General features: G+C 65.9%; 29 protein-coding genes. 25 read left to right on the forward strand and 4 right to left on the reverse strand.

Annotated elements, in window-relative coordinates:
• The first annotated feature begins 12 nt into the window (after window positions 1-12).
• The 25 genes from C2L58_RS46570 to C2L58_RS46690 all read left to right on the forward strand — a co-directional run bounded on the left by C2L58_RS46570 (window position 13) and on the right by C2L58_RS46690 (window position 18492).
• Complete coding sequence (locus C2L58_RS46570; RefSeq protein ID WP_103344028.1) at window positions 13-1563, forward strand: recombinase family protein; 1551 nt, start codon at window positions 13-15, stop codon at window positions 1561-1563.
• Window positions 1564-1815: 252 nt separating this feature from the next.
• Window positions 1816-2283: an Lsr2 family DNA-binding protein gene (locus C2L58_RS46575; RefSeq protein WP_233226318.1), complete on the forward strand. Its 468-nt coding sequence runs from the start codon at window positions 1816-1818 to the stop codon at window positions 2281-2283.
• A 15-nt stretch (window positions 2284-2298) separates the two neighbouring features.
• Window positions 2299-2943 (forward strand): Lsr2 dimerization domain-containing protein, encoded by a 645-nt coding sequence (locus tag C2L58_RS46580; protein WP_103344029.1) that lies wholly within the window; start codon window positions 2299-2301, stop codon window positions 2941-2943.
• A gap of 27 nt (window positions 2944-2970) precedes the next feature.
• The gene (locus C2L58_RS46585) at window positions 2971-3426 is read left to right on the forward strand and encodes a hypothetical protein (RefSeq protein ID WP_103344030.1); all 456 of its coding nucleotides are present in this window, start codon (window positions 2971-2973) and stop codon (window positions 3424-3426) included.
• Window positions 3423-3797, forward strand: a complete 375-nt coding sequence (locus tag C2L58_RS46590) for a hypothetical protein (RefSeq protein ID WP_103344031.1) — start codon at window positions 3423-3425, stop codon at window positions 3795-3797. Before C2L58_RS46585 ends, C2L58_RS46590 begins: the two co-directional genes overlap by 4 nt.
• Window positions 3764-4018, forward strand: a complete 255-nt coding sequence (locus tag C2L58_RS46595; protein WP_103344032.1) for a hypothetical protein — start codon at window positions 3764-3766, stop codon at window positions 4016-4018. Before C2L58_RS46590 ends, C2L58_RS46595 begins: the two co-directional genes overlap by 34 nt.
• A 632-nt stretch (window positions 4019-4650) precedes the next feature.
• The gene (locus C2L58_RS49615) at window positions 4651-5055 is read left to right on the forward strand and encodes a hypothetical protein (RefSeq protein ID WP_158264260.1); all 405 of its coding nucleotides are present in this window, start codon (window positions 4651-4653) and stop codon (window positions 5053-5055) included.
• Window positions 5052-5453, forward strand: a complete 402-nt coding sequence (locus C2L58_RS49620; protein ID WP_103344034.1) for a DUF3846 domain-containing protein — start codon at window positions 5052-5054, stop codon at window positions 5451-5453. Before C2L58_RS49615 ends, C2L58_RS49620 begins: the two co-directional genes overlap by 4 nt.
• A complete protein-coding gene (locus C2L58_RS46610; RefSeq protein WP_103344035.1) occupies window positions 5453-5875 on the forward strand; it encodes a hypothetical protein in 423 nt (140 codons plus the stop codon). Before C2L58_RS49620 ends, C2L58_RS46610 begins: the two co-directional genes overlap by 1 nt.
• Entirely contained in the window at window positions 5872-6252 is a 381-nt protein-coding gene (locus C2L58_RS46615) for a hypothetical protein (protein ID WP_146073835.1), read from the forward strand. The genes C2L58_RS46610 and C2L58_RS46615 overlap by 4 nt, the downstream gene beginning before the upstream one ends.
• Complete coding sequence (locus C2L58_RS46620; protein WP_103344037.1) at window positions 6249-6716, forward strand: hypothetical protein; 468 nt, start codon at window positions 6249-6251, stop codon at window positions 6714-6716. Before C2L58_RS46615 ends, C2L58_RS46620 begins: the two co-directional genes overlap by 4 nt.
• A 147-nt stretch (window positions 6717-6863) precedes the next feature.
• Window positions 6864-7334 (forward strand): hypothetical protein, encoded by a 471-nt coding sequence (locus C2L58_RS46625; RefSeq protein WP_146073836.1) that lies wholly within the window; start codon window positions 6864-6866, stop codon window positions 7332-7334.
• Window positions 7335-7433: 99 nt separating this feature from the next.
• Window positions 7434-7772, forward strand: a complete 339-nt coding sequence (locus C2L58_RS46630; RefSeq protein ID WP_103344039.1) for a hypothetical protein — start codon at window positions 7434-7436, stop codon at window positions 7770-7772.
• On the forward strand, window positions 7769-8185 hold the full coding sequence (locus tag C2L58_RS46635; protein ID WP_103344040.1) for a hypothetical protein: 417 nt from the start codon (window positions 7769-7771) through the stop codon (window positions 8183-8185). Before C2L58_RS46630 ends, C2L58_RS46635 begins: the two co-directional genes overlap by 4 nt.
• Window positions 8186-8190: 5 nt before the next feature.
• Window positions 8191-9060: a hypothetical protein gene (locus C2L58_RS50150; RefSeq protein ID WP_103344041.1), complete on the forward strand. Its 870-nt coding sequence runs from the start codon at window positions 8191-8193 to the stop codon at window positions 9058-9060.
• Window positions 9057-9356 carry a hypothetical protein gene (locus tag C2L58_RS46645; protein ID WP_103344042.1) on the forward strand — a complete coding sequence of 100 codons (300 nt, stop codon included), beginning with the start codon at window positions 9057-9059 and terminating at the stop codon, window positions 9354-9356. The genes C2L58_RS50150 and C2L58_RS46645 overlap by 4 nt, the downstream gene beginning before the upstream one ends.
• 742 nt (window positions 9357-10098) lie before the next feature.
• Window positions 10099-10485, forward strand: a complete 387-nt coding sequence (locus C2L58_RS46650; protein ID WP_103344043.1) for a hypothetical protein — start codon at window positions 10099-10101, stop codon at window positions 10483-10485.
• A gap of 144 nt (window positions 10486-10629) precedes the next feature.
• A complete protein-coding gene (locus C2L58_RS46655) occupies window positions 10630-11826 on the forward strand; it encodes a helix-turn-helix domain-containing protein (protein WP_103344044.1) in 1197 nt (398 codons plus the stop codon).
• A gap of 99 nt (window positions 11827-11925) precedes the next feature.
• Window positions 11926-12285 carry a hypothetical protein gene (locus C2L58_RS46660; protein ID WP_103344045.1) on the forward strand — a complete coding sequence of 120 codons (360 nt, stop codon included), beginning with the start codon at window positions 11926-11928 and terminating at the stop codon, window positions 12283-12285.
• Between the two features lie 168 nt (window positions 12286-12453).
• Window positions 12454-13329 (forward strand): hypothetical protein, encoded by an 876-nt coding sequence (locus C2L58_RS49085; protein ID WP_146073837.1) that lies wholly within the window; start codon window positions 12454-12456, stop codon window positions 13327-13329.
• Window positions 13330-13684: 355 nt separating this feature from the next.
• Window positions 13685-14533, forward strand: coding sequence for a glycine-rich domain-containing protein (locus C2L58_RS51185; protein WP_233226319.1), 849 nt, complete (start codon window positions 13685-13687; stop codon window positions 14531-14533).
• Entirely contained in the window at window positions 14530-15405 is an 876-nt protein-coding gene (locus C2L58_RS46670) for a phosphotransferase (RefSeq protein WP_233226320.1), read from the forward strand. The genes C2L58_RS51185 and C2L58_RS46670 overlap by 4 nt, the downstream gene beginning before the upstream one ends.
• Window positions 15406-15665: 260 nt before the next feature.
• The gene (locus tag C2L58_RS49090; RefSeq protein ID WP_146073838.1) at window positions 15666-16592 is read left to right on the forward strand and encodes an endonuclease/exonuclease/phosphatase family protein; all 927 of its coding nucleotides are present in this window, start codon (window positions 15666-15668) and stop codon (window positions 16590-16592) included.
• A 363-nt stretch (window positions 16593-16955) separates the two neighbouring features.
• Window positions 16956-17942 carry an endonuclease/exonuclease/phosphatase family protein gene (locus C2L58_RS46685; protein ID WP_146073839.1) on the forward strand — a complete coding sequence of 329 codons (987 nt, stop codon included), beginning with the start codon at window positions 16956-16958 and terminating at the stop codon, window positions 17940-17942.
• Window positions 17943-18231: 289 nt separating this feature from the next.
• Entirely contained in the window at window positions 18232-18492 is a 261-nt protein-coding gene (locus C2L58_RS46690; protein ID WP_103344050.1) for a hypothetical protein, read from the forward strand.
• Between the two features lie 96 nt (window positions 18493-18588).
• Here C2L58_RS46690 and C2L58_RS46695 read toward each other — a convergent pair whose 3' ends face one another.
• Genes C2L58_RS46695 through C2L58_RS46710 form a run of 4 tightly spaced genes read right to left on the reverse strand, consistent with a single transcriptional unit; the run spans window position 18589 to window position 21105 of the window.
• Window positions 18589-18903 (reverse strand): hypothetical protein, encoded by a 315-nt coding sequence (locus C2L58_RS46695; RefSeq protein WP_103344051.1) that lies wholly within the window; start codon window positions 18901-18903, stop codon window positions 18589-18591.
• A complete protein-coding gene (locus C2L58_RS46700; protein ID WP_103344052.1) occupies window positions 18903-19877 on the reverse strand; it encodes a GH25 family lysozyme in 975 nt (324 codons plus the stop codon). The genes C2L58_RS46695 and C2L58_RS46700 overlap by 1 nt, the downstream gene beginning before the upstream one ends.
• 23 nt (window positions 19878-19900) lie before the next feature.
• Window positions 19901-20779, reverse strand: a complete 879-nt coding sequence (locus tag C2L58_RS46705) for a hypothetical protein (RefSeq protein WP_103344053.1) — start codon at window positions 20777-20779, stop codon at window positions 19901-19903.
• Window positions 20776-21105, reverse strand: coding sequence for a hypothetical protein (locus C2L58_RS46710; RefSeq protein ID WP_103344054.1), 330 nt, complete (start codon window positions 21103-21105; stop codon window positions 20776-20778). Before C2L58_RS46710 ends, C2L58_RS46705 begins: the two co-directional genes overlap by 4 nt.
• Between the last annotated feature and the right edge of the window lie 23 nt (window positions 21106-21128).

Genomic DNA, 21128 nt, shown 5'->3' on the forward strand with positions numbered 1-21128 from the left:
ATTGTCCGAGGCATGACCCGGACAGTCATTTCAACCACGCAATGCATCATCTACCTGCGGTTGTCGGACCTGAAGGCCGACGACCTCGACGAGCACGGAAACGGCAAGACGTTCAACAGCCGAGAGCAGAAGCTTCGCAAGCTCGCGGAGCGTCTTGGCTGGGGCGTCTTCAAAGTCATCATCGAGAACGACGTCAACCGGAAGAACGGCAAGGCTCGGAACGCGTCGGCATTCAAGCGCCGCAAAATCACTCTTTCGGATAACACCACCGTCCTGCGGGTCATCCGCCCGGGCTTCCGGGAGGCACTGGACGACCTCAACGCCGGACGCGCGAACGGCCTGCTGACCGAGGACCTGGACCGGACCATGCGCGACCCCCGGGACCTCGAAGACTTCATCGACATCGCCGAGGAAAAGCGGGTCAACGCCCGGTCGCTGTCGGGCTCGCTGACATTCACCGACGGCGGAACAGACGCCGAGATCACCCTCGCGCGGAACATGGTGTCGTTCGCGAACGCGGCCAGCCGGGCGACGTCACGCCGTGTTTCGCAGGCGCGGGAGCGGCAAGCCAAGGAAGGCCAGTGGCACGGCGGACGGCGTGCCTTCGGTTTCGAGCCGGACGGGGTGACCCAGATTCCGGCCGAGGTACAGGTCATCCGCCACTGCGCGAAGCGCGTCGTCCAGTTCAACCAGAAGACGCGGAAGCTCTGGAGCCTGCGCGCACTGGCCGCCGAGCTGAAGAACGGAGACGTGCCGACGGTCAGCGGTGCCGCATGGTCGGCCGAACTCCTCCGCAGCATCCTTCTCCGGCCGCGCAACGCAGGCATCTCGATCTACAAGGGCGAGGCCGTCGGCACGCTTCCCGGTAGGCCAATCCTGGCGAAGACCACGCACGACGCTGTCCTGCGCGTCCTGACCGATCCGGCGCGCAACACCCTCGAACCGGGAGTCGGCGCTACACCGAAGTGGCTAGGGGCCGGGCTGTACCTGTGCGGCATCCACTGCGACGGGACGGCATGTCAGGTCAACAGCGGCAGCCGCGCACCGCGGTACATCTGCAAAGTGGAGGCGCACCTGTCCCGCAACGCGGCCGCCCTCGATGCCTACGTCCAGGCCACCTTGCTCAACCGCGTCGGCACCGACCCCAGGTTCGTGCAGAGCTTCATCTACCAGGGACCCCAGGACGACGAACTGGACACCGAAGCCCTGCTCGTCGAGGCCGACAGCATTCGGGTCAACCTCGACGGTCTCGCGCAGGACCGCACGTTCGGCCTGATCGACCGAAGCCAGCTGCACAGCGCCACCCGGGCTGGTCAGGCGCGCCTCACGGAGATCGACCGCGCGCTGGCGGCCTGCGTCGTCGAATCACCCCTCACGTCCCTGCTCGGGGTCGAGGACGTTGCCACGGTCTGGGAAGCCCAGCCGCTGAGCAGCCGGCGGTTCATCCTCGACACCCTCATGGAGGTCACCGTCAACCCGACCCGGCGCGGTGCTGGGTTCGATCCGAAGGCCGTCTCCGTCAGGTTCCGTGATGTGGGAGAGATGGAGTTGGCCGCTGCGTAGCCATACCGCCGAACGGGTAGAGATCAACTTTGCGATGACGGTAATAGTAACTAGCCCGTTCGAGGTATAAGCGGCTCGATCGCGGGCATGGGGGCCAGGGATCACCTGGCCCCCATGCGTCGTCACTCTCCGATTTCGAACGTCCATTTTATACTCCATTTGGGGTCACTCGCGTATGTCGGTTGCAGGGCGAAATGAGTAGCGGTTGAATCCGGACGTACCCCCGAAAGGGGGCCGGATGCACTAGAGGGGGTGCATACCGGCGATCGACCCGGACAGGATGTGTTGTTTCAGATGGGCCATGTTGCGCTGATCGTGGTCATGGATGACGAAGGCTGCGGTAGCGAGAGAAGTTCGACGGAGGGTAGGCGCGCAACGCTGTACCGGGTGGACCTTGATGCCGCGGGTAGCGAACGCCACGTCCATCAGGTACTACGCATCCACCGTCGTGCCTGCACGAACGGCAAGGGCAGGCAGCCGAGCGTGCCCGCCGACGAGGAGTACGACGCCGCGACGATTCGGGAATGGGCACGCCTACGCGGTTTGCCGGTAAGCGCTCGCGGACGAATTCCCGGCGAGATCCGCCGCCAGTACGACGAGGACCGCGCCGATTCCGGCACCGTCGCCGACGCGGTGAGCCGCGCCGCAGCGGAAAACGGAGACGAGGAAAACGTCGTCGAGATCAGGCCGCTGCGCAGGCGGCGCGGGACCGGGGCGTAGGGAGGCGGCCGAGCCATGGCCCAGAGAATTCAGACCATTATCACCATCGTGGACGACCTGGACGGTTCCCAGGAGGCCACGACCAGCAGGTTCTTCGATGTGGGCAGCAGGCGATTCGTGATCGACCTGTGCGATGCCAACGCCGAGCAGTTCGACGCGCAGTTTCGCGAGTGGACCTCGGGCCTGCGAAAGCGGACCTTCGCGCTCGGCCGCAAGACCTACACCCGCTGGCTACCGCCTGAGGAGGCGGCCCGCTTCGACGCGATGGTGGCCGAGTGGTCCCGGGCAGCGAAACGGATCGTGGAAGAGGACGTCGAGGAGCATGCCCCGGACCGGTCGGATGGCCGGGGGCAAGGGCCGCTTGAAGCGATCATCCCGGTCCCGGCCAAGGGGCAGAGGTGGTGGATCGACCCGCCCCGGCCCCACAGCCGGCGGACAGGGCAAGCCTTCGGGCTTGCCCGCCGCCTGGTCCGCGAGTGGGCACGCGACCACGGCTGGCCCGAGCTGGGAACCCGCGGCGTCGTTCCCCACGAGGCGTACGAGCGGTGGGTCGAGGAGGTGTGGTTGGCGACGGACGATCCGTCGTGGGACCGCATCCAGCAGCAACCGGTCCCCGACCCCGGTGGCGGCCGGGCCGCCAGGCCCCGCCGCCGGAAGTAAGCACCTGCACAAGCCTGATTGGACGTCATGCCAGCCACCGACGAAACCGACGAGATCACCGACCCGGACGACTACCTGCGCGACAACCCAGCGTTCGCCGCATGCCGAAAGCGCCACGACATGCCGCATGAAGACGACGTAGCTCTCCTGGAGGCGTACAACGATCCCGACGCGACACACGAGCGCCGGTTCGTGTGCTCCCGATGCGGCTACGTGATTCGCAAGCGGTACCACATCGTCCTGCGGCGCGGTCGGGTCGTCAGCTACGTCAAGCTGCATCCCCGCGCCCAATACCCCGCCGGGTACGTCGCCAAAGGCGTACGCATCCCCCGCAGCTACGTCGCGGAGATGGCAGACCGCGAGGTCCTGGAGCGCCAAGCCGCCATTGCCGGGCCGTCGACGCGCGCGCCACGAGCCCGCTCGAGCGCATCGTCCACACGGGCCGGACAGCGCCGGGCAGGTCGCAAGGCTGTGGCGGCATGACCCCGACACTGCTGGACTGGCCGTGGGCGATGTGGGCACGGACGTACGTGCTGCTGCTGGTCAGACTGCGTAAACCGCGCGGAGTCCGGCTTCTGCTCAACGACGGTCGGTCGATCCCGTGCACCTGCGAGTTCGAGGGTATGGCCGACGACGGCGACGTGATCTGGTCGGCAAAACCTGCGACCGGCGAGCGGGTGCCCGCCGCCGGGCTTGACAGCGTCGAAGTCGACCACCTGCCTGCCGGAGCCACGCTCCACCTCGGCGCCAAACTGGACGGCTGGCCCTGCCCCGCGTGCGGCACGGTGATCTACAACCCTCAGCAGGCCCGTGAAGGCAGGTGCTGCTCCTGCCGGCCGACCAGGCCACGATGAGCGCCCACGGCCCGGCCGAAGACCACGGCCGCCAGCCCTGGCACATGCGGCTGTTCTGCGCGACGGCGCTGCTGCTGATCGGTGTCGGCGCGGTGACCGCCGCGGCCTCGACCGACTCGTGGTGGTGGGGTGCGCCGGGCTACGCCTGCCTTTCCCTGGTACCGGCGCTGATCTTCGATGCCGCAGTGGACGAAATATTGCGGCGCTGCGAGCGCCGCTGAAGGCAGCTCCGTCCGCCCCGACGGGCGGAGCGAAGGGAACCGCGAGAGCCGGTGGGGCATCGGCCGGGATTGCGTGCCCTGACCCGGACAGGCGAAAGGAAAATCCCGGTCGATTCTCGTGGTTCCTGCGAGGGTCCGGCGGATCGAGCAGCAAGCGATCCGCCGGACCCACCGTCAACACCAATTATGCACGCGATCCTAGCTGCAATTCGCGAAGCGAATCCGGACGCGCGATCGAACGCTGACAGGTTGTTGAGAGGTCACCCACCCGGAGCCCGACTACGCAGCGGCCGACGAACACGCTAGAGTGGCGGGCGTTGGTTCCGTTCAATGTACCTGTCCGGGTCATATGTATGGGTTACCAACAGACAGCCCCCGGCGTTCGCGCCGGGGGCTGTCCCTTGTCCACAGCCGTATTGCCTGGTCACCTGGGCCTTGGGATTTTCGGGTCACCGTTATTGTCCGGCGTCGCACCGGCCACCTAGGATTGCCAGGTACCCCAACTTGTGGGGTACGAGGACCCGGACAGCCCTCTATGTTCCCGCCCCGGCGGTGTGCTCGCGAGTCACGACTTCACCCGGCCATCTTGCCTGGGCCGGGCCAACCGTGATTGTGCACACATCGCTCCTGACGTGATCGGCGAGGGTCTCAGTAACCCATACAAGCCAGAACAGGACCCGGACAAACAAATGACTTCCGATCAGAAAACTGTCATTAGCGCGCCCAGAAAAGTCTACATAGGAATCGCAGGATCGAATCTCGATCCACGTTTCGAAGCTGTTTTCGACGAGGGTGCCGGGAAGTACGTCGTTCCCCGCTTCACGCGCGAGGTCGCCGAGCAGGTCGTGGCCTGGACCAACCTGATCGCCGAACGCGACGGCCGGAACCCGATCTGCACGTGGACCGACGACGGCTACGTGCTGGTGTTCACCTCCGCCAAGCAGTTCGAGCCGTCCGAGGTGATCCAGCCGGACGACGACGGCCTCTACGAACTGGGGTTCGGCTGGGCGTGGCAGGTCGAGGAGGTCCAGCCGTGACCGACTTGCGCACCCTCGTCGTCACCCCTGACGGCGAGATCGAGGAGAAGTGGTTCCCAGCGCCCACCGAAGACTTCCTGGACGCCCTGCACGCCACGATCAACTGCGACACCGCCGAGGTCGTACGTCTCGGACCAGACGGCCGCCGCGCGTCGATGTGGGTCGACATGGACGCCCGCCTGCCGATGGTCAACGACTACGTCACGGCCTTCGTCTTCGCCTTCAACGGAACTGTTCACCAGCCGTACTACGGAACCGCCGTGTTCCTTGGCTGCCCGACGACAAGCGGGCGCGAGACCGGCCTGTCGGATGAGGCTGAGATCTTCGTGCGCCACTTGATGTTCCGGGTCAAGCAGGGCGACCTCACCGTCCGCAACTTCCGCGAGGAGAACTTCTGATGGGCGAGCAATCCAACGTCGTGCACACCGAGCTGTACGCGTTCGAGATCGACGGTATGACGCTGTCTGGTGCGGTAACCGACCGCGGGGACGGGCGCTGCACAGTTCGGGGCACCTTCGAGGACGTCTCCGACGCCGAGCGGCTCCGGTTCGAGTTCCGCACCGTGCCCCGGCAGGCGTTCGCCGACCTGGTCCGCTCGTTCGCCGACAACGTCGCCCCCGTCCACGGCGGGACGTACGGCTTCATGTGCGAACTGCACGTCGCCGAACTGGAGGGACAGCCAGCCTTCCGCCGCGACGAGAACGCCGGGACCTGGAGTCTCGGCCTTGACGGAATGGAATGCAGCCACGCGGACGAGAATCAGTCCTGCCGCCCGTCCTGGCACATGGACTTCGTCGCCCTGGGCGGTGATATCCAGTGACCGGCCCGGGAGGACTGGAGCGGCTGCTTCGAGGCATGGTCGTGTTCTCGTGGCCAGCGCAGACCGCGCAGTATCCGGAGGTCGGGCCGCCGGGGATCAGCTATTTCCGAGGCGACGTGTCTGACAGCTTCGGTCCCGGCACCTATGTGGACTGCCTGCTGATGCGCGACGACAGCGGCGTCCTGACGGGCATCCTCAACCACTATCCCCAGGATCTTCCCCCGCACGAGAAGGCCGGCGGAATCAACATCTTCGTCTGTCCCGATCAGCGACGACGTGACATCGCCACCGATCTGCTTGACGAGGCGATCCGGCGCTGGCGAGCCGATCTGGCGCCGCTGCTCGTCCGAGGTCCCGCAGAGGGCGACATCTCATGAAGGAACTCACGGTATCCGAAGACGTTTACACCGAGGTTCGGATCTTGGCAAACGCGTGGGAGGTATCGAACGACCGGGCGCTGAAACGTCTTCTGGACTGGTTCCGCGCCGGAGCCCCTGTCCCAGGCGCCGAAGACGAGACAGTACCGGCAGAGCCCGTCGCGCCCACGACGCTTGCCGACGCATCGGCCCGGCCACTGGAGGTCATCGTTCCCGTGGTAGGCAAGTACCGGGGCAAGGTCATCGAGGCGAACTTCTTCTGGCCGAGCGAATGCGTCGAGATCACCACCGGCCCGCACACCGGTCGACGCTTTCTCAGCCCCAGCGGGGCGGCTACGGAGATCGTCAGAGCGATCAACCCCGACGTCCACCCCAATCGCAACGGGTGGGACTTCTTCCGAGACAGGAAGGGTTTTCCGCTGCGGATGGTGCGGTTCAAGCTGCGTGAACAGTCTCCACGTTGATTCCGCCGCCCGGCCCCGGAGGCGGGGCCGGGCGTGCGGTGTCCACGTTGGACTGTGGACGACCCGGACAGGAAGTGAAAGGCACCAACGATGAACACCGACATGCCCGACGCTCTCGCGCAGCGGCCGTTGCACAGGGACGGCCCGATGCCGATCCCCTGGGCGAACGAGCACGAGGAGCCCAACGGCACCACACGCGCAGACTTCACCGCCGTCAACAACGACCGGCTCATCGAGGCGGCACAAAGTGGACTCTGCGGCGCGTGCGGACAAGAACTCGACCACTGGATCGCGTTCATCGGCGACAGCCGAAGCGTCCACCTCCGGACGTTCGGCTTCCCGCCCATGCACGAAGCCTGCGCCCGCTACGCCTTGACCGTCTGCCCGCACATCAGCCGGAAGCAGCACCGCCGGCCACAACCAGCCAGCGTGTTCCGACACGACGCGCAGGCACCGCAGTTCTGGAGCGAACCCGGCCCAGAGATGTGGATCCTCGGGCTCACCAACGACTTCAAGCTACTGAACATCCACGGCTACCTCGTGTTCTTCGCCGCGCAGTTCAAGGTCGAGCACATCTTCGACTACGACAAACGCGGCCACCTGCGCCAGCTGTCCTGACCTCCTGCGGGGGTTCCGCCGCTCACCGGTCCACCGGTGGGCGCGCGGTGTCCACACAGGACAAACAGGCCCGGACAGGCACTGGAAGGAACCGATATCGTGAACGAAGAACGACGATCGATCGGCGAAGAACGCTACGCCGACGCGGACCCGGACACCATCCGCGAGCAGATCGGCGCGGCCCTGCTGGACGAGATTCAGGCGCGCAACCTCATCACCATGGACGACGGCCTCATGTTCATGTTCGGCCCAACCGGCCGGGCGAAGATCCGCAAAATCATCGTCAAGCTCAATGTCCGCGACTACTACGAAGTCGAGGTCGGCTACCTGAATGCCAGGGACTTCGGCTGGAACATCGTCCACCAGGAATCCGAAATCGACGTCGACATGCTGGCGGACTCCGTGCGCCGCCTGGCGGCCAGAGGGCTGGACGCATGAGCGCCCGCGTCCACATCTTCCCCGGCCTCCACGAAGACCCGGGCGACCCAGGCGAGGAGGAGCAGGAGAAACGCGGCAAAGGCCGCCCGCCGATCGGCGGCCAGATCCGCCAGGAACTCGGTGACGACCTCAAAGCCGAGGTCGAAACCTACGCCCTCGGCCACGACATCAACCGCGCCGCCGCGGTCCGCAGGCTGGTCCGGAAGGGCCTGGACCTCGAACTCGACCCGATGAACCGCATGGCCGTTGTCGACGGCGACGAGCTGCACCTGCTGCTCACCCACCTCGACGGCGACGACATTCGCCGCGTCCGCTTCGCCCTCGACGGCGGACTCAAGGTGAAGGTCAACGAAGAGTCGTGGACGTTGCCGTTCGGGCTGCTCCACGACAGCACACAACCGGAAGGACGGTAACCGCAGTGGACGACGAATCCCGCGCGTTCCTGCGCAGAACCACGCTCGGCGGCCCGCTGCCATGGGGCACCCGCGTGCGCGTGACCGGGTTACTGCCTGACGACCCGGACCCGCTTCCCATCGGCGCGACGGGCACGGTTATCGGCGGCAACGGCGGCCAGCTGCGGACATGCTGGGACAACGGCCGGTCGCTGATGCTGCTGGCGGACGACCCCTTCGACGTTGTCGGCGTCGACATCGACGAGTTCGTCAAGGAAGTGCACCGGTCCACGCCTGGGCTCCGCAAACTCCAGCTCACCCGCCACAGCGGCGGGCACCTCGTACTGGGGATGATCTGGGTCCACCGCGAGGACCGGCGACGGGGAATCGCGGAGCTGGTCATGAAGCTGATCACCGAGCTGGCAGACGTCCACGGCCTGGTCCTCTCCGCTAACGTATCCCCACCCGAATCCGAGCGTCCGAGGACGAAGGTCACCCCGCTCAGGCACTGGCTCGGACGTCACGGGTTCTGGCTGAACCGCGACCGCCGTCGCCGGGCAGACATCAGCGAACGCTTCTACCGGCTCCCACGAACCCCAGGCCAGGTCACCGGCCCGTCCGGACCGTGCGTGAGCTGCCGGATGGTCACGCTGACCGGGCTCGCTTTCGTCGGCGACGTTGAGTTCGCGTCCGCCGGCCTGTTCCGGCTCGGGGTCGCCCCGGCGGACGTCGAACAGGTTCTTGCGGCCGCGCTCAGCCGGGTGACGGCCCTACCGGCCAAGGCCGAGCTGCCGGTAGTCGTCCGGGTCTGCCGGACCTGCGGCGACCGCGCCGACCTCGGCGTCGGCCTGTGGCCCGACGTCCCGCTGCACACGCGCACCGGCGGTGAGCAGTGACGGCCCCGGCGACCAGCCCGGCCGCGGAGGTCGGCGCGCTCGAGGACGGCGTGACCGAGCTGCCGGACGACGAGCTGCGGGACCTGGCCGCCGCCCTGGACAACCTGGGTGTTCGCGTCCGAGCCGAGCTGGACGCCCGCAGGCGCGGCCGAGCCACCGCACGAACGCCCGACGGGGTCAGGACAGCCGCGTCCTGCACGTTCTGCCGGCGGGTCTATCTCGCCGATCTCATCTCCACGCACCTGCTGATGGACCACACGCGTGATCTCCAGGCGTGGCGCCGCGGGCCGCGTTGACCATGACCAGGCCAGGAAGGCACGCTGATCGGGCAACCGGCTCGCATGGGCCGAACCGGACAGGAGGAATGTTGGCTACCGAAATGCCGGAGGAAAGCAGGGGGAAGCGTCGCCGTCGACGCTGGCCGTGGATCGTCGGAGCCGTAGTGGTTCTGATCATCGTGGCGTTGGGGATCGTCGGCGCGAACACCCGCAAGACCGACGACAACGCAGCGGCCAGCCCGCCGCCGTCGGCGCCTCCCTCCTCGACACCAGTCCCGCCGACGAGCCCGGCCCCGCCGAGTTCATCGCCGTCGGAGCCGAGTACCGGGAAGCCCAGCTCCGCTCCTGCGACGGCGGCTCCCAGTCCCACGGATGCACTTCGGACGACGTTCCGGACCGACCATGGCGATCAGCCGTGGTTCACGAAGATCACGAGTGTCGATCTGGACGGGCGCGGGGTCATCGGACGGTCCACGCTGGCTAAGGGCGATCAGGCCGCGGTATCAGCCTGCGAAGCGTTGCGCAGCGCAGCGACGAAGACGCCGGTCGATTTCCAATCGGTGGCCGTGAGGGATGCGCAAGACCGGACCCTCGCGCACTGGAGCGGGCTAACTGGGGACAACGCCTGCACGGCCTGATCGAGCGCTGATGAGCCCTCCTTGACGATGCCCCCGGCGCACCGTGCCGGGGGCATCTTGCTGCACGAGGCAGCGATAAGGTCGACAGCTGAGACGATTGATGCGTCCTGAAAGGCCAGCCGATGAGCAGCGTCCGTTACCTGGTCGTCGATCCAGATGGCACGATCACGTACGGGCTCACCGCCACTGGCGGGGAGTTCGCGAAAGCAATCCAGGAGAACGTGGGCGACGTCAACGTCGTCGAACGGGTCCCGGTGGATGTCGATCTCGCGATGTACCACTGCCGTCAAGCTGCACCCTCCGCGCTGGTGAACCTGGTAGCCGCCGTGGTCGTCACAGCGCACTGGGGCCGTGCGCCCGAGCGCTACACCGGCACTGTCGTGTTCTCGGGCGGCGGTCCAACCGGACAGGAGTCCGCTTCCCTCGGCGAAGAGACTGAGGAGTACGTGCGTGGCCTCGCTGCCTTCGCGTGCAGGCGTTCCGGTCTACCTGGCACTAGGCCGAAGTAGCCGTACCTAAGCCCGTGACCAGGGCTTTGACCACCTGTCACCTGCTGGTGGACACCACCCGGTAGCCTTGAAACGCCCGGAGGCTACCGGGGCGGCGCCTCGCTGGGCCGCGCAGGCAACTCGGCGACGGATTGGGTGGTTGCGATGGAAGACGGCGAGTACATCGGCCAACGCGTCCGCGAGCTCCGAATCTGGCGCCATAAGAGCCTGGAGGCGACAGCCCAGCTTGCCGGCATCTCGTTCGGCTATCTCGGCCAGATCGAACGCAACGAGAAGTCTGTCGCTCGTCGTCAGACCATCGAAGGCATCGCGCGAGCCCTGAAGGTCCATCCCAACGAGTTCACCAACAGGCCAGTTGGACCAGGTAGTACAATCAGCAGCGCGGCGCATGCGCGCCTTGAGGACATCGAAACGGCGCTGACCGAGTACTGGCCTGGCGAGCAGCCAGATGACGCACCAGCACGGCCGTGGAAGCAAGTCCGAGCCGACCTGGCCAAGCTGATCGACGAGCTACGACCGCAGTCGCAATACGAGGCAATGGCCGAACTTGTCCCCATCCTCATTCGGGACCTTCTCCATTACGTCGGGAAGCCCCAGCAGCGGTCAGCGGCCTTGAAGGGGCTCATCGGCACCTATCACGCGACTGGTCGCGTGACGTCGGCACTGAACGCCGAACACCTGGGATACCTGGCTTCGGAGCGCGTTTCCCAGGCCGCCAGATTGCTCGAAGATCCCGAGTGGTTAGGCGTGGCCGCATGGACACGCGCGCACTACATCTCGTCGTTGTCGCGCCCCCGCCAGTACAAGTTGGCCATCGAGGCCGCGGAAGCCCCCGGAAGCCGACTGGAGTCCCGAGGCATGTCCCACCTCACGGCTGCACTTGCGGCAGCTGCGCAAGGGGACGAAGACACAGCGACAGCGCACTTGACCGAGGCCGGCGGAATGGCCGACAGCCTCGGGCTGTCGAACAGCACGTGGGGCGCCGGGACGATGAACTTCGGCAAGTCCAACGTGGGTGTCTGGAGGGTCTCCCTCGGCGTCGAGCTGGGCGCCGGAGCTGGGATTGCCGAAGTCGCGCGAGGAGTCGACTGGCAGGCGATCCCCATGTCTCGTCAAGGCGCGTACTGGATGGAACTCGGGCGCGGACTGGTCGAGGACAAGCGGACTGTGAACGAAGGTCTGGAGGCGCTCCTCAAGGCGGAAGAACTCACGCCCGAGCAATTCCAGGCTAACGCATTTGTTCGAGACGCTGTCGTGACGATGCTGGCGAAGGCTCGACGCGATGCAGGGGGCCGTGAGCTGCGAGGACTTGCCTACCGTCTCGGTGTGGCCCCAGCCTGACCTACGCCGATCGGGTGAAACAGCCCTGGTTTGTACTTCTAGTACAGGAACGGTCGTTTTCGGCTCCTAACGTCTAACTCCCATACAGGAGGTTAGGCGATGAACACGGAGCGCAGCGCCCTACTGGACGGCCTCGGGTTATACGACGATCCCGACGTCGGTCCAGCAGACGTGCGCGATGCTCTGGCGGTTATCGATGTGATCGAGAAGGGCCTCTTCGTCTACAAAGGACCCGGCCAAGGCACCGACGACCTGTTCTTTCGGCGATTCACCGGGTTCTACGTCGATCACCTCTGGCTCGACACGTCCAAGGAGGGCGTATCACTCGGCCTCCGGTATGAACGTCGCGGCTATCCCTGGGCACGCGGCGATGAGCCCGAGCCCCTGCGCATCGCAGGACCTGGAACGGTGGTCGACGTGGCGCGCATCGTCACGATCGAATGGGCCACTCTCCTGTAATAACAACGATTTCCGACCTGGATCACGGGTGCCCCCCGCCTCGTGATCCGGGTCGGTTCCACGCTTCGAGGTGTACCCGATGAACGACACGAGCAGGCCCGCTCCCGCCCACGTAACGGCCGGTGATCAGGCGTGAGCCTTCTACAATGGGAAGAACTGCCTTCCGAGGTGCGTTCGAAGATCGAGGATCGGCTGGGCGCCAAAGTCAGCACGACAGTGGACAGCACCGGAGACGGGCCGCACGACTATTCCGGAACCGTGCATACCGCGATCGGATCCGCATACGTGCTGGCGGTAGAACAGGGAAACCAATTCGGGACCGAAGCCATACAACGGGAGCTTCGAGTACGCCAGCTGTTGCCCTCCATGGCTCCGCGATGCATCTGGACCTTAGGAAGTCTCACGTGGACAGTCGCCGGTTACGAGTCGATCGTCGGCGACCATCCTAAGCTCGGTCCCGGATCGGCGGACTTGCTGCCTGTATTGGACATGCTCGTCGACCTATCGGAGACTGGCGCGTCGTACCTGCATCCAGGCGACGAAAACACTTATCGACGTACGTCACAGTTTGAGAGCTTGTCGCCTAGACTTTCCAAGGAGTCCGCGTGGCGAACTCTGATGACCTCCTCGGCGCGCGTACTCGACCCGTGGGAACGACGCCGAGCGACAACCTTCAGCGAGTACGAACTGCTGCTCTTAGAAGTGATGAGCGGCGGAATGGCGGCAGTGCACGGGAATGTCTCAGCACAGTCGATCCTGCTTAGCGCGTCCGGTCCGCGATTGACCGGCTGGCACGACGTCGCGAAGGCACCTTCATGGGTCGATCCCGCCGTGTTCGCGGTGCAGCTCGTGGTCAACGGACACAGTCCAGAAGCTGCGGATAGCTGGGTAGCGCAGGTGCCGGCCTGGAAGCAAGCGAGTCCAGACAGCATCGACGCGTTCGCCGTTTCCCTGCTGGGCCGCTGGATCCTGGCCAACCGACCGGCGCCGCTGCGGACAGCGGCGCGCCAGTATGTCGCACACCGGCTCGACCGAAGACGGTGATCGACTGGACATCCGAAAGTCCGGCTGAACAGACGCATCTCATCCCGACTCAGTCCGACGCCGCCGGACGCCGACTCCACGAATGGATCTTCAGCCAGAACCCGACGGTTTTTCTGCCGCAGGAGATCCATTGGCCACACCAAGACCCGGACAGGAAGTAGCACATTGACACGCGCGGAGAGGACGTCATGCCTAGTGGACGACATGCCGCCAACCCCGGTACCGGTTCGCAACGGCCACCCGGAACCATCGGGAGCTGCGGACTCATCCTGCTCATTGTCGGTTGTGGCGTCATGGTCGCGGCCGCGTTTGTCGCGGTCTACTACGCTACGCGCTTACTGCTCGGACTTCCGCTATGAGTGAAGGACTTCAGTTCGAGTCGTACATCTCTATTCCTGAGGGCACCGAGATCGCGCACGACCTTCTACCTGCGGATGGAAAAGTAGCCCTGCAAATCGGTGCCGCCTTCGGCCTCTCCGACAAATCACTCCTATGCTTGACATTCGATGATCCGGAGATGTTGACCAAGTTGATCAAGGTCGCACTATCCGCTCGGGCCGCACTCATGACGAGCCTCGGCAAACAGCTGACATCGGGCGAGGTGTCCAATGCCGTGCTGCTACCTGCCGGGAGCGGACAGTCCGCAGAAGTGTTCGCCACTTTCGAAGAAATTTCGGGATCGTCATCATCGAGGAAACGAGGGAAAGTAATGAGCGAGACCTCTGCAACTGAGCTGAGGGGCCAAGGGCTGGTATCGGAGCAGCTCTTCGAGCAGCTCGTCCGGCGAATCGTTCGTGAGCAAGCCACGACGACCGAGTGGGCCACGCGGATCGTGGACCAGGCACTGGCGTTCCTGGCCGCCTGCGCCGTGTCGACCGAACCTCTCTCGCCGAGCAGCACCGTCGACATCGGCTGGCACGCGTTCATCCTCTACACAAAGGAGTACGCGGCGTTCTGCCAGCGAGTCGCCGGTCACTACCTCCACCACGACCCCACGCCGATCGGCGTCACGCCGAACGACCTGGAACCACAGGAGAATGTGGACCGCTCGGTGCGGGCGATCCGAGACGCCGGTTTCGCAGTCGACCCGGAGCTGTGGGACGCCTCAGCGAAGTGCTCCCAGTGTAAGCAGGGGTGTACCCACTCCGGCGGGAACACCGGGTGTCACCATCACCCGGTTCGTACAGATACGGTTACCGCGTGATCGAGCGGTTCGGTTGGGATGCCTTGCCCGAAGCTGTCCGGGACGAGGTTCAGGCGCACATCGGCGACGTGACCGTGATCCGTGACGTCGCCGAGGGCCAGAACTGCAACCTGGCACTCGTCGTGCGAGGCGACGCGGGTGAGGTGTTCCTCAAGGGCGTCGTGGGCATCAGCCCGCGGATGAGGTGGCTTCGCAACGAGGCCGCCGCTGGCGACCTGGTACGCGGCATCGCGCCGTCGACTAGGTTCAGCGCCGACATCGAGCCCGAGTGGTTCGTGGTCGGGTTCGAGTACGTCGAGGGGCGGGCCGCGGACTTCACGCCGGGCTCGTCTGATCTGGAGATCGTCGCGAGCACGGTCGCCGAGATCAGTCGGCACCCGGCCGGGCCGGCGGCACCACTGAGCGAGCGTTGGGCCTCGTCGGACTGGTGGGTCAAGCTGGAAGAGGTGGCGCCGGACCAGGTGGCCGACTGGGACCTCGAAGCGCTCACGAAGTGGAGTGCGCTGACCGCTGATCTGGTTGGTGGGACTTCGCTCCTTCACACGGACCTCCACGAGCACCAGTTCCTCATCAGCGATCCGACGGCATCGGTTCGGGTGATCGACTGGGGACGGCCAGCGGCTGGCGCAGCATGGGTTGATGACGCCTTCCTGGTCATTCGCCTGATCGCCGCCGGGCACCAACCGGCCGAGGCCGAGCGGTGGGCGGCGAGCATTCCGAGCTGGTCCGCTGGCAGCGACGAGGCCGTGACCTCGTTCGCGTGCTACGTGGCCGGCCTGTGGAGCTATCGGGGCACGACGTCCCCGTTCCCTGGTGCGAGCGGGCTCAGCCGGGCCGCGAAGACATACGCGCGGTACCGGCTGGCCAAGTAGCCAGCCTCGAGGCAGGCCCCGGCCGCAGGGGCTAGGGCCTGCCGCGGTCGCACAGACAAGTCCGGAACGGGTCAGCAGACGCCTCACGGCTGGGCAGGTACCCGGTCAACGGCGGCTTTTCCCGGGTCGAGGTCACCTTCTCCGTATCGCTTTGGCAGGCATTGGAACAGTGCCACGACGCGCCGGTCCCCGCGCCGCTCGGCCACATTCCGCCATGGCCTGCCGCTGAATTCGCGAGATCACAAATAGAAAGAAAGTCGATGTTTCAGCCCGTCAAACTGCATGTCGTCGCACTCAATCTCAAGCGCGGCGGCTACGATCGTGTCACCCGTCGACACGATCACGCAAAACTCCATACAATGCTATCCGGTTTGAGCACGCCGCCGCACATCCTGTTCCTTTCCGAATGCACCTATTACACAGAGCCAGCATTTCAAAATGAGCCGCTGTTCGACGCACAAGAGACACTCGCGTCCCTGTGGGGCTACAGCGAAGACAATGCGGGAAATACCTTCCCGAAAGCGCGATACGACGCATTCATTTCGAAGGTGCACGGTTCTGTGAACGTTCCGGGCCTGTTCATCGATCCCCGCTACGTTCGACCACTTCGCTGGTACGACGAGACTCAGCGACGCAGCCTGGCGAACTCACTAACGGCGCGCATCAATGGTCACGACATTCAGCTGAAATCGGTCCACTGGAACGGTTCCTGCGGTTCGACACTGTTCGACCAGCAGTCCTCTCAGGACGGACAGATGGCGCAGCACGCGGCGATCATCGGCGGCGACTTCAACGCCACCAGCTCGCATCCGAGGGAGAGCATCCCGGCTAACTGGGGTGAGCGCTGTGACGAGCAGGGGCAGGCGCAGAAGCGCAGCCAGAAGGGTATTCGCGGCCCAGAGGGCGTGTGGCGTGTCTACACGGACCCGATTGACAGCTTGTTGGAACACGGCTGGTGGGACGTCGGCGAGAAGGCGAAGGACTTCACCGTAACCGTTAACCGGTGGGTGGACGGCGGCTCCGGCCTACGGATCGACCGCATCATGGTCAGTGACCGTGCGCCGGTCCGGCTCGTGCCGAACTCCTACAAGGTGCACGTGCCGAAGCCGGGCGAGAAGGAGCTGTCAGACCACCGGATGGTCTCCTGCTGGTTGGAGGTCGCACCCGCCACCGCCGGTTCGCGATGACGTACACCCGGAGAATGCAGACGGTCGGCAGCGTGATCACCGCCTGCCAACGGGCTCACGGACTTCCGGAGGACGCGGACTGGACGATGAACGTTCCTCCGCTGGAGTGCTCCGGCCTCTTCTTGCCGCCGTACCACCCGAGCCCTCGGGCTGCATGGGAGGTCATCGAGTGGTATGCGCGCGGACTGAACCTCATAAGGGCAGGCGCAAAGGTGGGCATCACCAGCAACACCGCGATGGATTGGATGAGGCGCATCGGAGCGCCACGGCGAAAGTCGTCGAAGCGGTGAGCGCGCAGGGACCCCGCGGATTCGGCCACTTCTGGATTCTGCTTGGCCTGCTCGCTTTCGTAGGCGTGGTGGTGTGGGTCGCCTGGCAAGCAGCGAGCCAACCTATCGCCGGCGTCGTGTGACGGGCCGAAAGAACAAGGAAACACAGCAGGGAGACGTCACCATCTTCACCTTCGTCACCGCCAATCTTCTCAATTTCGACGGCAAGGATCCTCGGGAAGCTGCCCGGTACGGCCAGCTCACGACGTTGCTGCGCAGGCAAAAGCCGGACTTCCTTGCAGTGCAAGAGCTAGTCTCATCAGGCCGAGACAAGAACATCGAAGGCCCCGCGACGAGACGTAACGAGGCATCGCGTGCGTTGCTCAGTCTCGCCACCGCTCTTGGAATGTTGTGTGACACGAGCTTCGTTCCTGCCGTGGCGATCAGCCCCACCCGACATCACACGGGTCTCCTGTGGCGCCCGGGGATCGACGTGGTCCCGAACAGCTTGATGCGGTACGACAGCCATATCTACGGCAACTCACACGGCTTGGTAGCCGCAGTTTTTACCGTGGACGGCAGGAAAGTGCGCGTCGGGTCGGCGCACCTGAGCCATTGTGATCCCGGCATGTCCGGCGGCTGGAAGGATGCCGGGCTCGTCATGCGAGCGTTCAACCGCAATGACGGCATCCCGGGTATCGTCGGCGGCGACTGGCAGGGAATCGGCGCCGACGCGACCTACGATCCGGACCCGTACGCGGGAAAGGAGTGGGACCAATCCCATTCTTACCACTACGACCGTGATGGCAATGTTGATCGTGACGCGGCCATTCGTCTTGAGCACCACGGGCGGTTCCGTGACTGCGCCCGGCTCCTCGAAGCGAAGTGGCAGGCAACTACCGGACATCACGAGACCGACACCAACGAGCCTCGCCGGATCGATCGCGTCTACGTCACGCACGACGTCCCAGCCGACGCGGTCACCAATTATCGAGTCGTTGACCCATCCGAAGTGGGCCAGTGTACGGACCACTGTCCGGTCGTCGTCGACTTCGACGAGAGCAGGCTTCGGGAATGCTGAACGTAAGACTCTATGAAGCCGAGAAGAATGGTGACCTTGGAAGGTATCTCACGAAGCTCCGCCTGCCAGCCGTGCCGTCTTACGGTGACGAAATCTTGAGAGGCGACCCAGCAGACCGTTTCGTAGTCCGCGGTCCAGCCTTCTATTATCACAGAAAGAACAATATCGAACTAGCGGTCGAAATCTTAGCCTTAAATAACTGTGAACGGCGACGACGAGGATCAGCCCGGATATTTACCCTGTGGTGGGCCGGGTACGAGGTGGCGAGGCAGGTCGTTACCAGGGCGTCGTGACACCGGAAGAGATCGGGTCGACGCTCGACACGTACGTCAATAAGGTCTGCCTCGAAGGCGACGACCGGCTTACGGAGTTCGAGATCCTGTTCGACGAGATGACAGCCATGGTCGGGGTCGCGACCACCGGCATGGGCTCGCAAGAGGTGACGGCCTTCTACAACGTCGTCGGTCAGATGCACGAGACGCTGAAAGGTCTACTTGGGCTGCTCAACGCGCTGGGTTCGGCCAAAGACGCAGTAAAAGGTGCGCTGTAGCGGCGCTCGGCCCTTCGACGACGAAAAGCCCCGGCCCCGCCAAAGGCGGAGCCGGGGAATAGGTTTTCGCGACACGGTCACGCGCCGAGGCTAGATTTAGCTGGGCGAATCGTCGATTGGGTGCACGCCGTCGCTGGGTGCCAACCGGTCTCCGTTGTCGTTGCGCGGGTCGCTGACGGGGGTCACGAGTGGCTCGGCGTTGGCCAGCACGTGTAGCTGTGACAGGACGGCTGTGACGGCGGTCAGCAGTGTGGCGAGCGCGGCGACCAGGTTGCCAGCCACAGTAGCCTGCTGGGCGTTGAGCACGCCGAAGGACACGGCGGCGGTGATGAGCGTGCCTGCCAGCGTGCGCCACGCGCCGGTGCGGATCGCCTCGAGGATGGGACGCGGGCGTCCGGTGCTGGTCGTCATCAGCTCTTCTTCGCCTTCGTCTCCACGCACAGGCTGTACGGGAACTCGCTCTTCACGAACGCCGTGAACTGGTCGACGCCGCCGGGTGCCTCGATGTACGGGCGGGCCGCGTCGGCGGCGACACTCGTCCAGGTCTTGTCGATCGGATACCCGGGCTTCGCTCCGCTGGAGATTGCCATCAGCCGGACCGACTCGGCCGGGCCGATGGCGCACTTGAAGGAAAGCCAGGCGCGTTCGACGACCGTGCTGACCGAGCCGACCGGCACGGTGAACACGTGGCAGCGTTCGAGGAGCTTGCCGCCGGAGTCGCGGCCGGTCCCCTGGTAGTCGTGCGGAATGGCGGGCATGGCGTCCTCCTCGGGCTCGTCTCCGCTGTCTGCACCGGTCAGGAGCAGAGCGGAGAGGTTGTCGGTGTGGTCGAGGTCGACGGACCCGGACACCCCGGGGACACGGCCTCGGCTGGTGTACTGGTGCAGGTCGACGAGTCCGCTGTAGCTGGTGATCGTGTGCCGGGCGCCGTCGTTGGGGCCGTAGGCGGCGCACCAGGTGCGGTCCCAGGCGTAGGGCCAGGTGTCCGGGCGGAGGCTGGCCAGCCAGGACGCCGAGGCGTACAGGACGACGAGCGGGTACGCCTGGTGGACGGTCTCCAGGAAGGTCCGCGCGAACGCGGGCCGCGCGGCGTACGGGATGCCGGCGGTCTCCAGGTCGAGCGCGGGCGCGAGCTGCCCGCCCAGGCGCCGGTACTGGCCGAGGAACGCGCGGGCCTGCGCGGCGGGGGCGCCGGGCTGGGCGAAGTGGTACCCGCCGTACGGGATGCCGCTGGCGCGGCATCCGGCGACGTAGTCGTCCGCGGGGACCTGGGCGGGGCCGAGGCCGTCGCTGTACTTGATGTAGGCGGCATCGACGGCGCCGCGCAGCGCCGTCCAGTTGGTGACGGGGTTGTACTTCTTGTAGAGATCGATGATCAGGGCCATCGGATCACCTCGGGTTCCTGGTGCTATCCGGTCGGCGTGGGCGGGACGTCGGGTTCGTTCGACGTCGGCGGCGGCTCGGTGGTGGGTGGGGTGGTCGGCGGCGGGGTGGTGGCGACGGCGCACAGCCAGGTGTCGGCGGTGCCGCCGTCGGCGAGCTGGAGGCGCAGTTGCGTGAGCTGGCCGCCGCGTGGGCACAGCGCGTCGGGGTGCTCGGCGAGGTAGGCGGCGAACGCGGCTTCGATCTGGTCCTGTGTGGGCGGTGGCCCTGGTGGACCGCCGGGTCCGGGTGGGCCGGTCTGGCCGGTCTGGCCGTCTTGCCCGGGGGTTCCTGGGGCGCCAGAGGAACCGGGCGGTCCGGCGGGCACGGGGTTGACGGCCAGGTACGCGGCGAGCGCGGCGGCGAGCTGCTGCTGCGTGGGGGCCGGCGGGATGACCGGGTTGGCGGCGAGGTACTGCGCGACGGCCGCGCCCAGCTCGGCGGCGGTCGGTGTTCTCCCGGCGGGCAGGTTGGCCAGGACGCGGGCGGTGGCGGCGGCCACGAGGACGTCGGTGTCGGATCCGGTGCCCGGCTGCGGGATCGGGATGGGGGCCTGTCCACGCTGGACGAGTTCGGCGTTGGCCTGCTCGCCCTGGGCCTTGGACTGTTCGGCCTGCTGCCGCAGCGCGGCCACGGCTGCGTCGGTGGAGGCGGCGCGCCCGTAGAGGTTGAGCACCCCGACCCCGGTAGCGAGGCCGACCAGCAGGGACACCGCGACGCTGGCGAATACAGCCCACTTCCACGCCCGCCGGACTTCGTCCCGCGCGGCCTGGCGGGCTTGGCGGGGAGCTTCTTCGACCGCTTCGTGCACGCCGCGCCGGAGCTCATCCATGCCCGGTGCCGGGTCGGGCTCGCTGATGTTCATTCCCCGCGCCACCCCCGCCGTCTCAGCTCGGTCTCGCGGGCGGCCAGCAGCTCATGCAGGCGGGTGGTTTCGCGTTCGGCCTCGTCGCGTTGGCGGCGCAGGTCGCGCATGGACTCTTCGATCATGTCCAGCGCCTTGTCCGTCTGGCGTCCCGGCGATGGCACGGCGGTGCTCGCCGTTGTGGAGCTGGCGCGTTGCTTGATCTTCTCCACCGCCGCCGGCATGACCGCGGTGACGGCGGTGACCAGGGCGGCGAACACCGCGAGCGCGACGGCCAGCCAGGACGGGCCGACCGGTGGTGCCGCGTCGGCGGCCAGCTGCACCACGAGCCGCCCCCTCCCGTGTCGGC

The organism is Amycolatopsis sp. CA-126428, from assembly GCF_002904335.1.
Taxonomy (GTDB): Bacteria; Actinomycetota; Actinomycetes; order Mycobacteriales; family Pseudonocardiaceae; genus Amycolatopsis.

Coding starts and splice junctions, on each gene's coding strand:
- C2L58_RS46570 (WP_103344028.1), top strand. CDS start 13: ATGACCCGGACAGTCATTTCAACCACGCAATGCATCATCTACCTGCGG.
- C2L58_RS46580 (WP_103344029.1), top strand. CDS start 2,299: ATGGCCCAGAGAATTCAGACCATTATCACCATCGTGGACGACCTGGAC.
- C2L58_RS46585 (WP_103344030.1), top strand. CDS start 2,971: ATGCCAGCCACCGACGAAACCGACGAGATCACCGACCCGGACGACTAC.
- C2L58_RS46590 (WP_103344031.1), top strand. CDS start 3,423: ATGACCCCGACACTGCTGGACTGGCCGTGGGCGATGTGGGCACGGACG.
- C2L58_RS46610 (WP_103344035.1), top strand. CDS start 5,453: ATGGGCGAGCAATCCAACGTCGTGCACACCGAGCTGTACGCGTTCGAG.
- C2L58_RS46620 (WP_103344037.1), top strand. CDS start 6,249: ATGAAGGAACTCACGGTATCCGAAGACGTTTACACCGAGGTTCGGATC.
- C2L58_RS46625 (WP_146073836.1), top strand. CDS start 6,864: ATGCCGATCCCCTGGGCGAACGAGCACGAGGAGCCCAACGGCACCACA.
- C2L58_RS46635 (WP_103344040.1), top strand. CDS start 7,769: ATGAGCGCCCGCGTCCACATCTTCCCCGGCCTCCACGAAGACCCGGGC.
- C2L58_RS46650 (WP_103344043.1), top strand. CDS start 10,099: ATGAGCAGCGTCCGTTACCTGGTCGTCGATCCAGATGGCACGATCACG.
- C2L58_RS46655 (WP_103344044.1), top strand. CDS start 10,630: ATGGAAGACGGCGAGTACATCGGCCAACGCGTCCGCGAGCTCCGAATC.
- C2L58_RS46660 (WP_103344045.1), top strand. CDS start 11,926: ATGAACACGGAGCGCAGCGCCCTACTGGACGGCCTCGGGTTATACGAC.
- C2L58_RS51185 (WP_233226319.1), top strand. CDS start 13,685: ATGAGTGAAGGACTTCAGTTCGAGTCGTACATCTCTATTCCTGAGGGC.
- C2L58_RS49090 (WP_146073838.1), top strand. CDS start 15,666: ATGTTTCAGCCCGTCAAACTGCATGTCGTCGCACTCAATCTCAAGCGC.
- C2L58_RS46695 (WP_103344051.1), bottom strand. CDS start 18,903: ATGACGACCAGCACCGGACGCCCGCGTCCCATCCTCGAGGCGATCCGC.
- C2L58_RS46700 (WP_103344052.1), bottom strand. CDS start 19,877: ATGGCCCTGATCATCGATCTCTACAAGAAGTACAACCCCGTCACCAAC.
- C2L58_RS46705 (WP_103344053.1), bottom strand. CDS start 20,779: ATGAACATCAGCGAGCCCGACCCGGCACCGGGCATGGATGAGCTCCGG.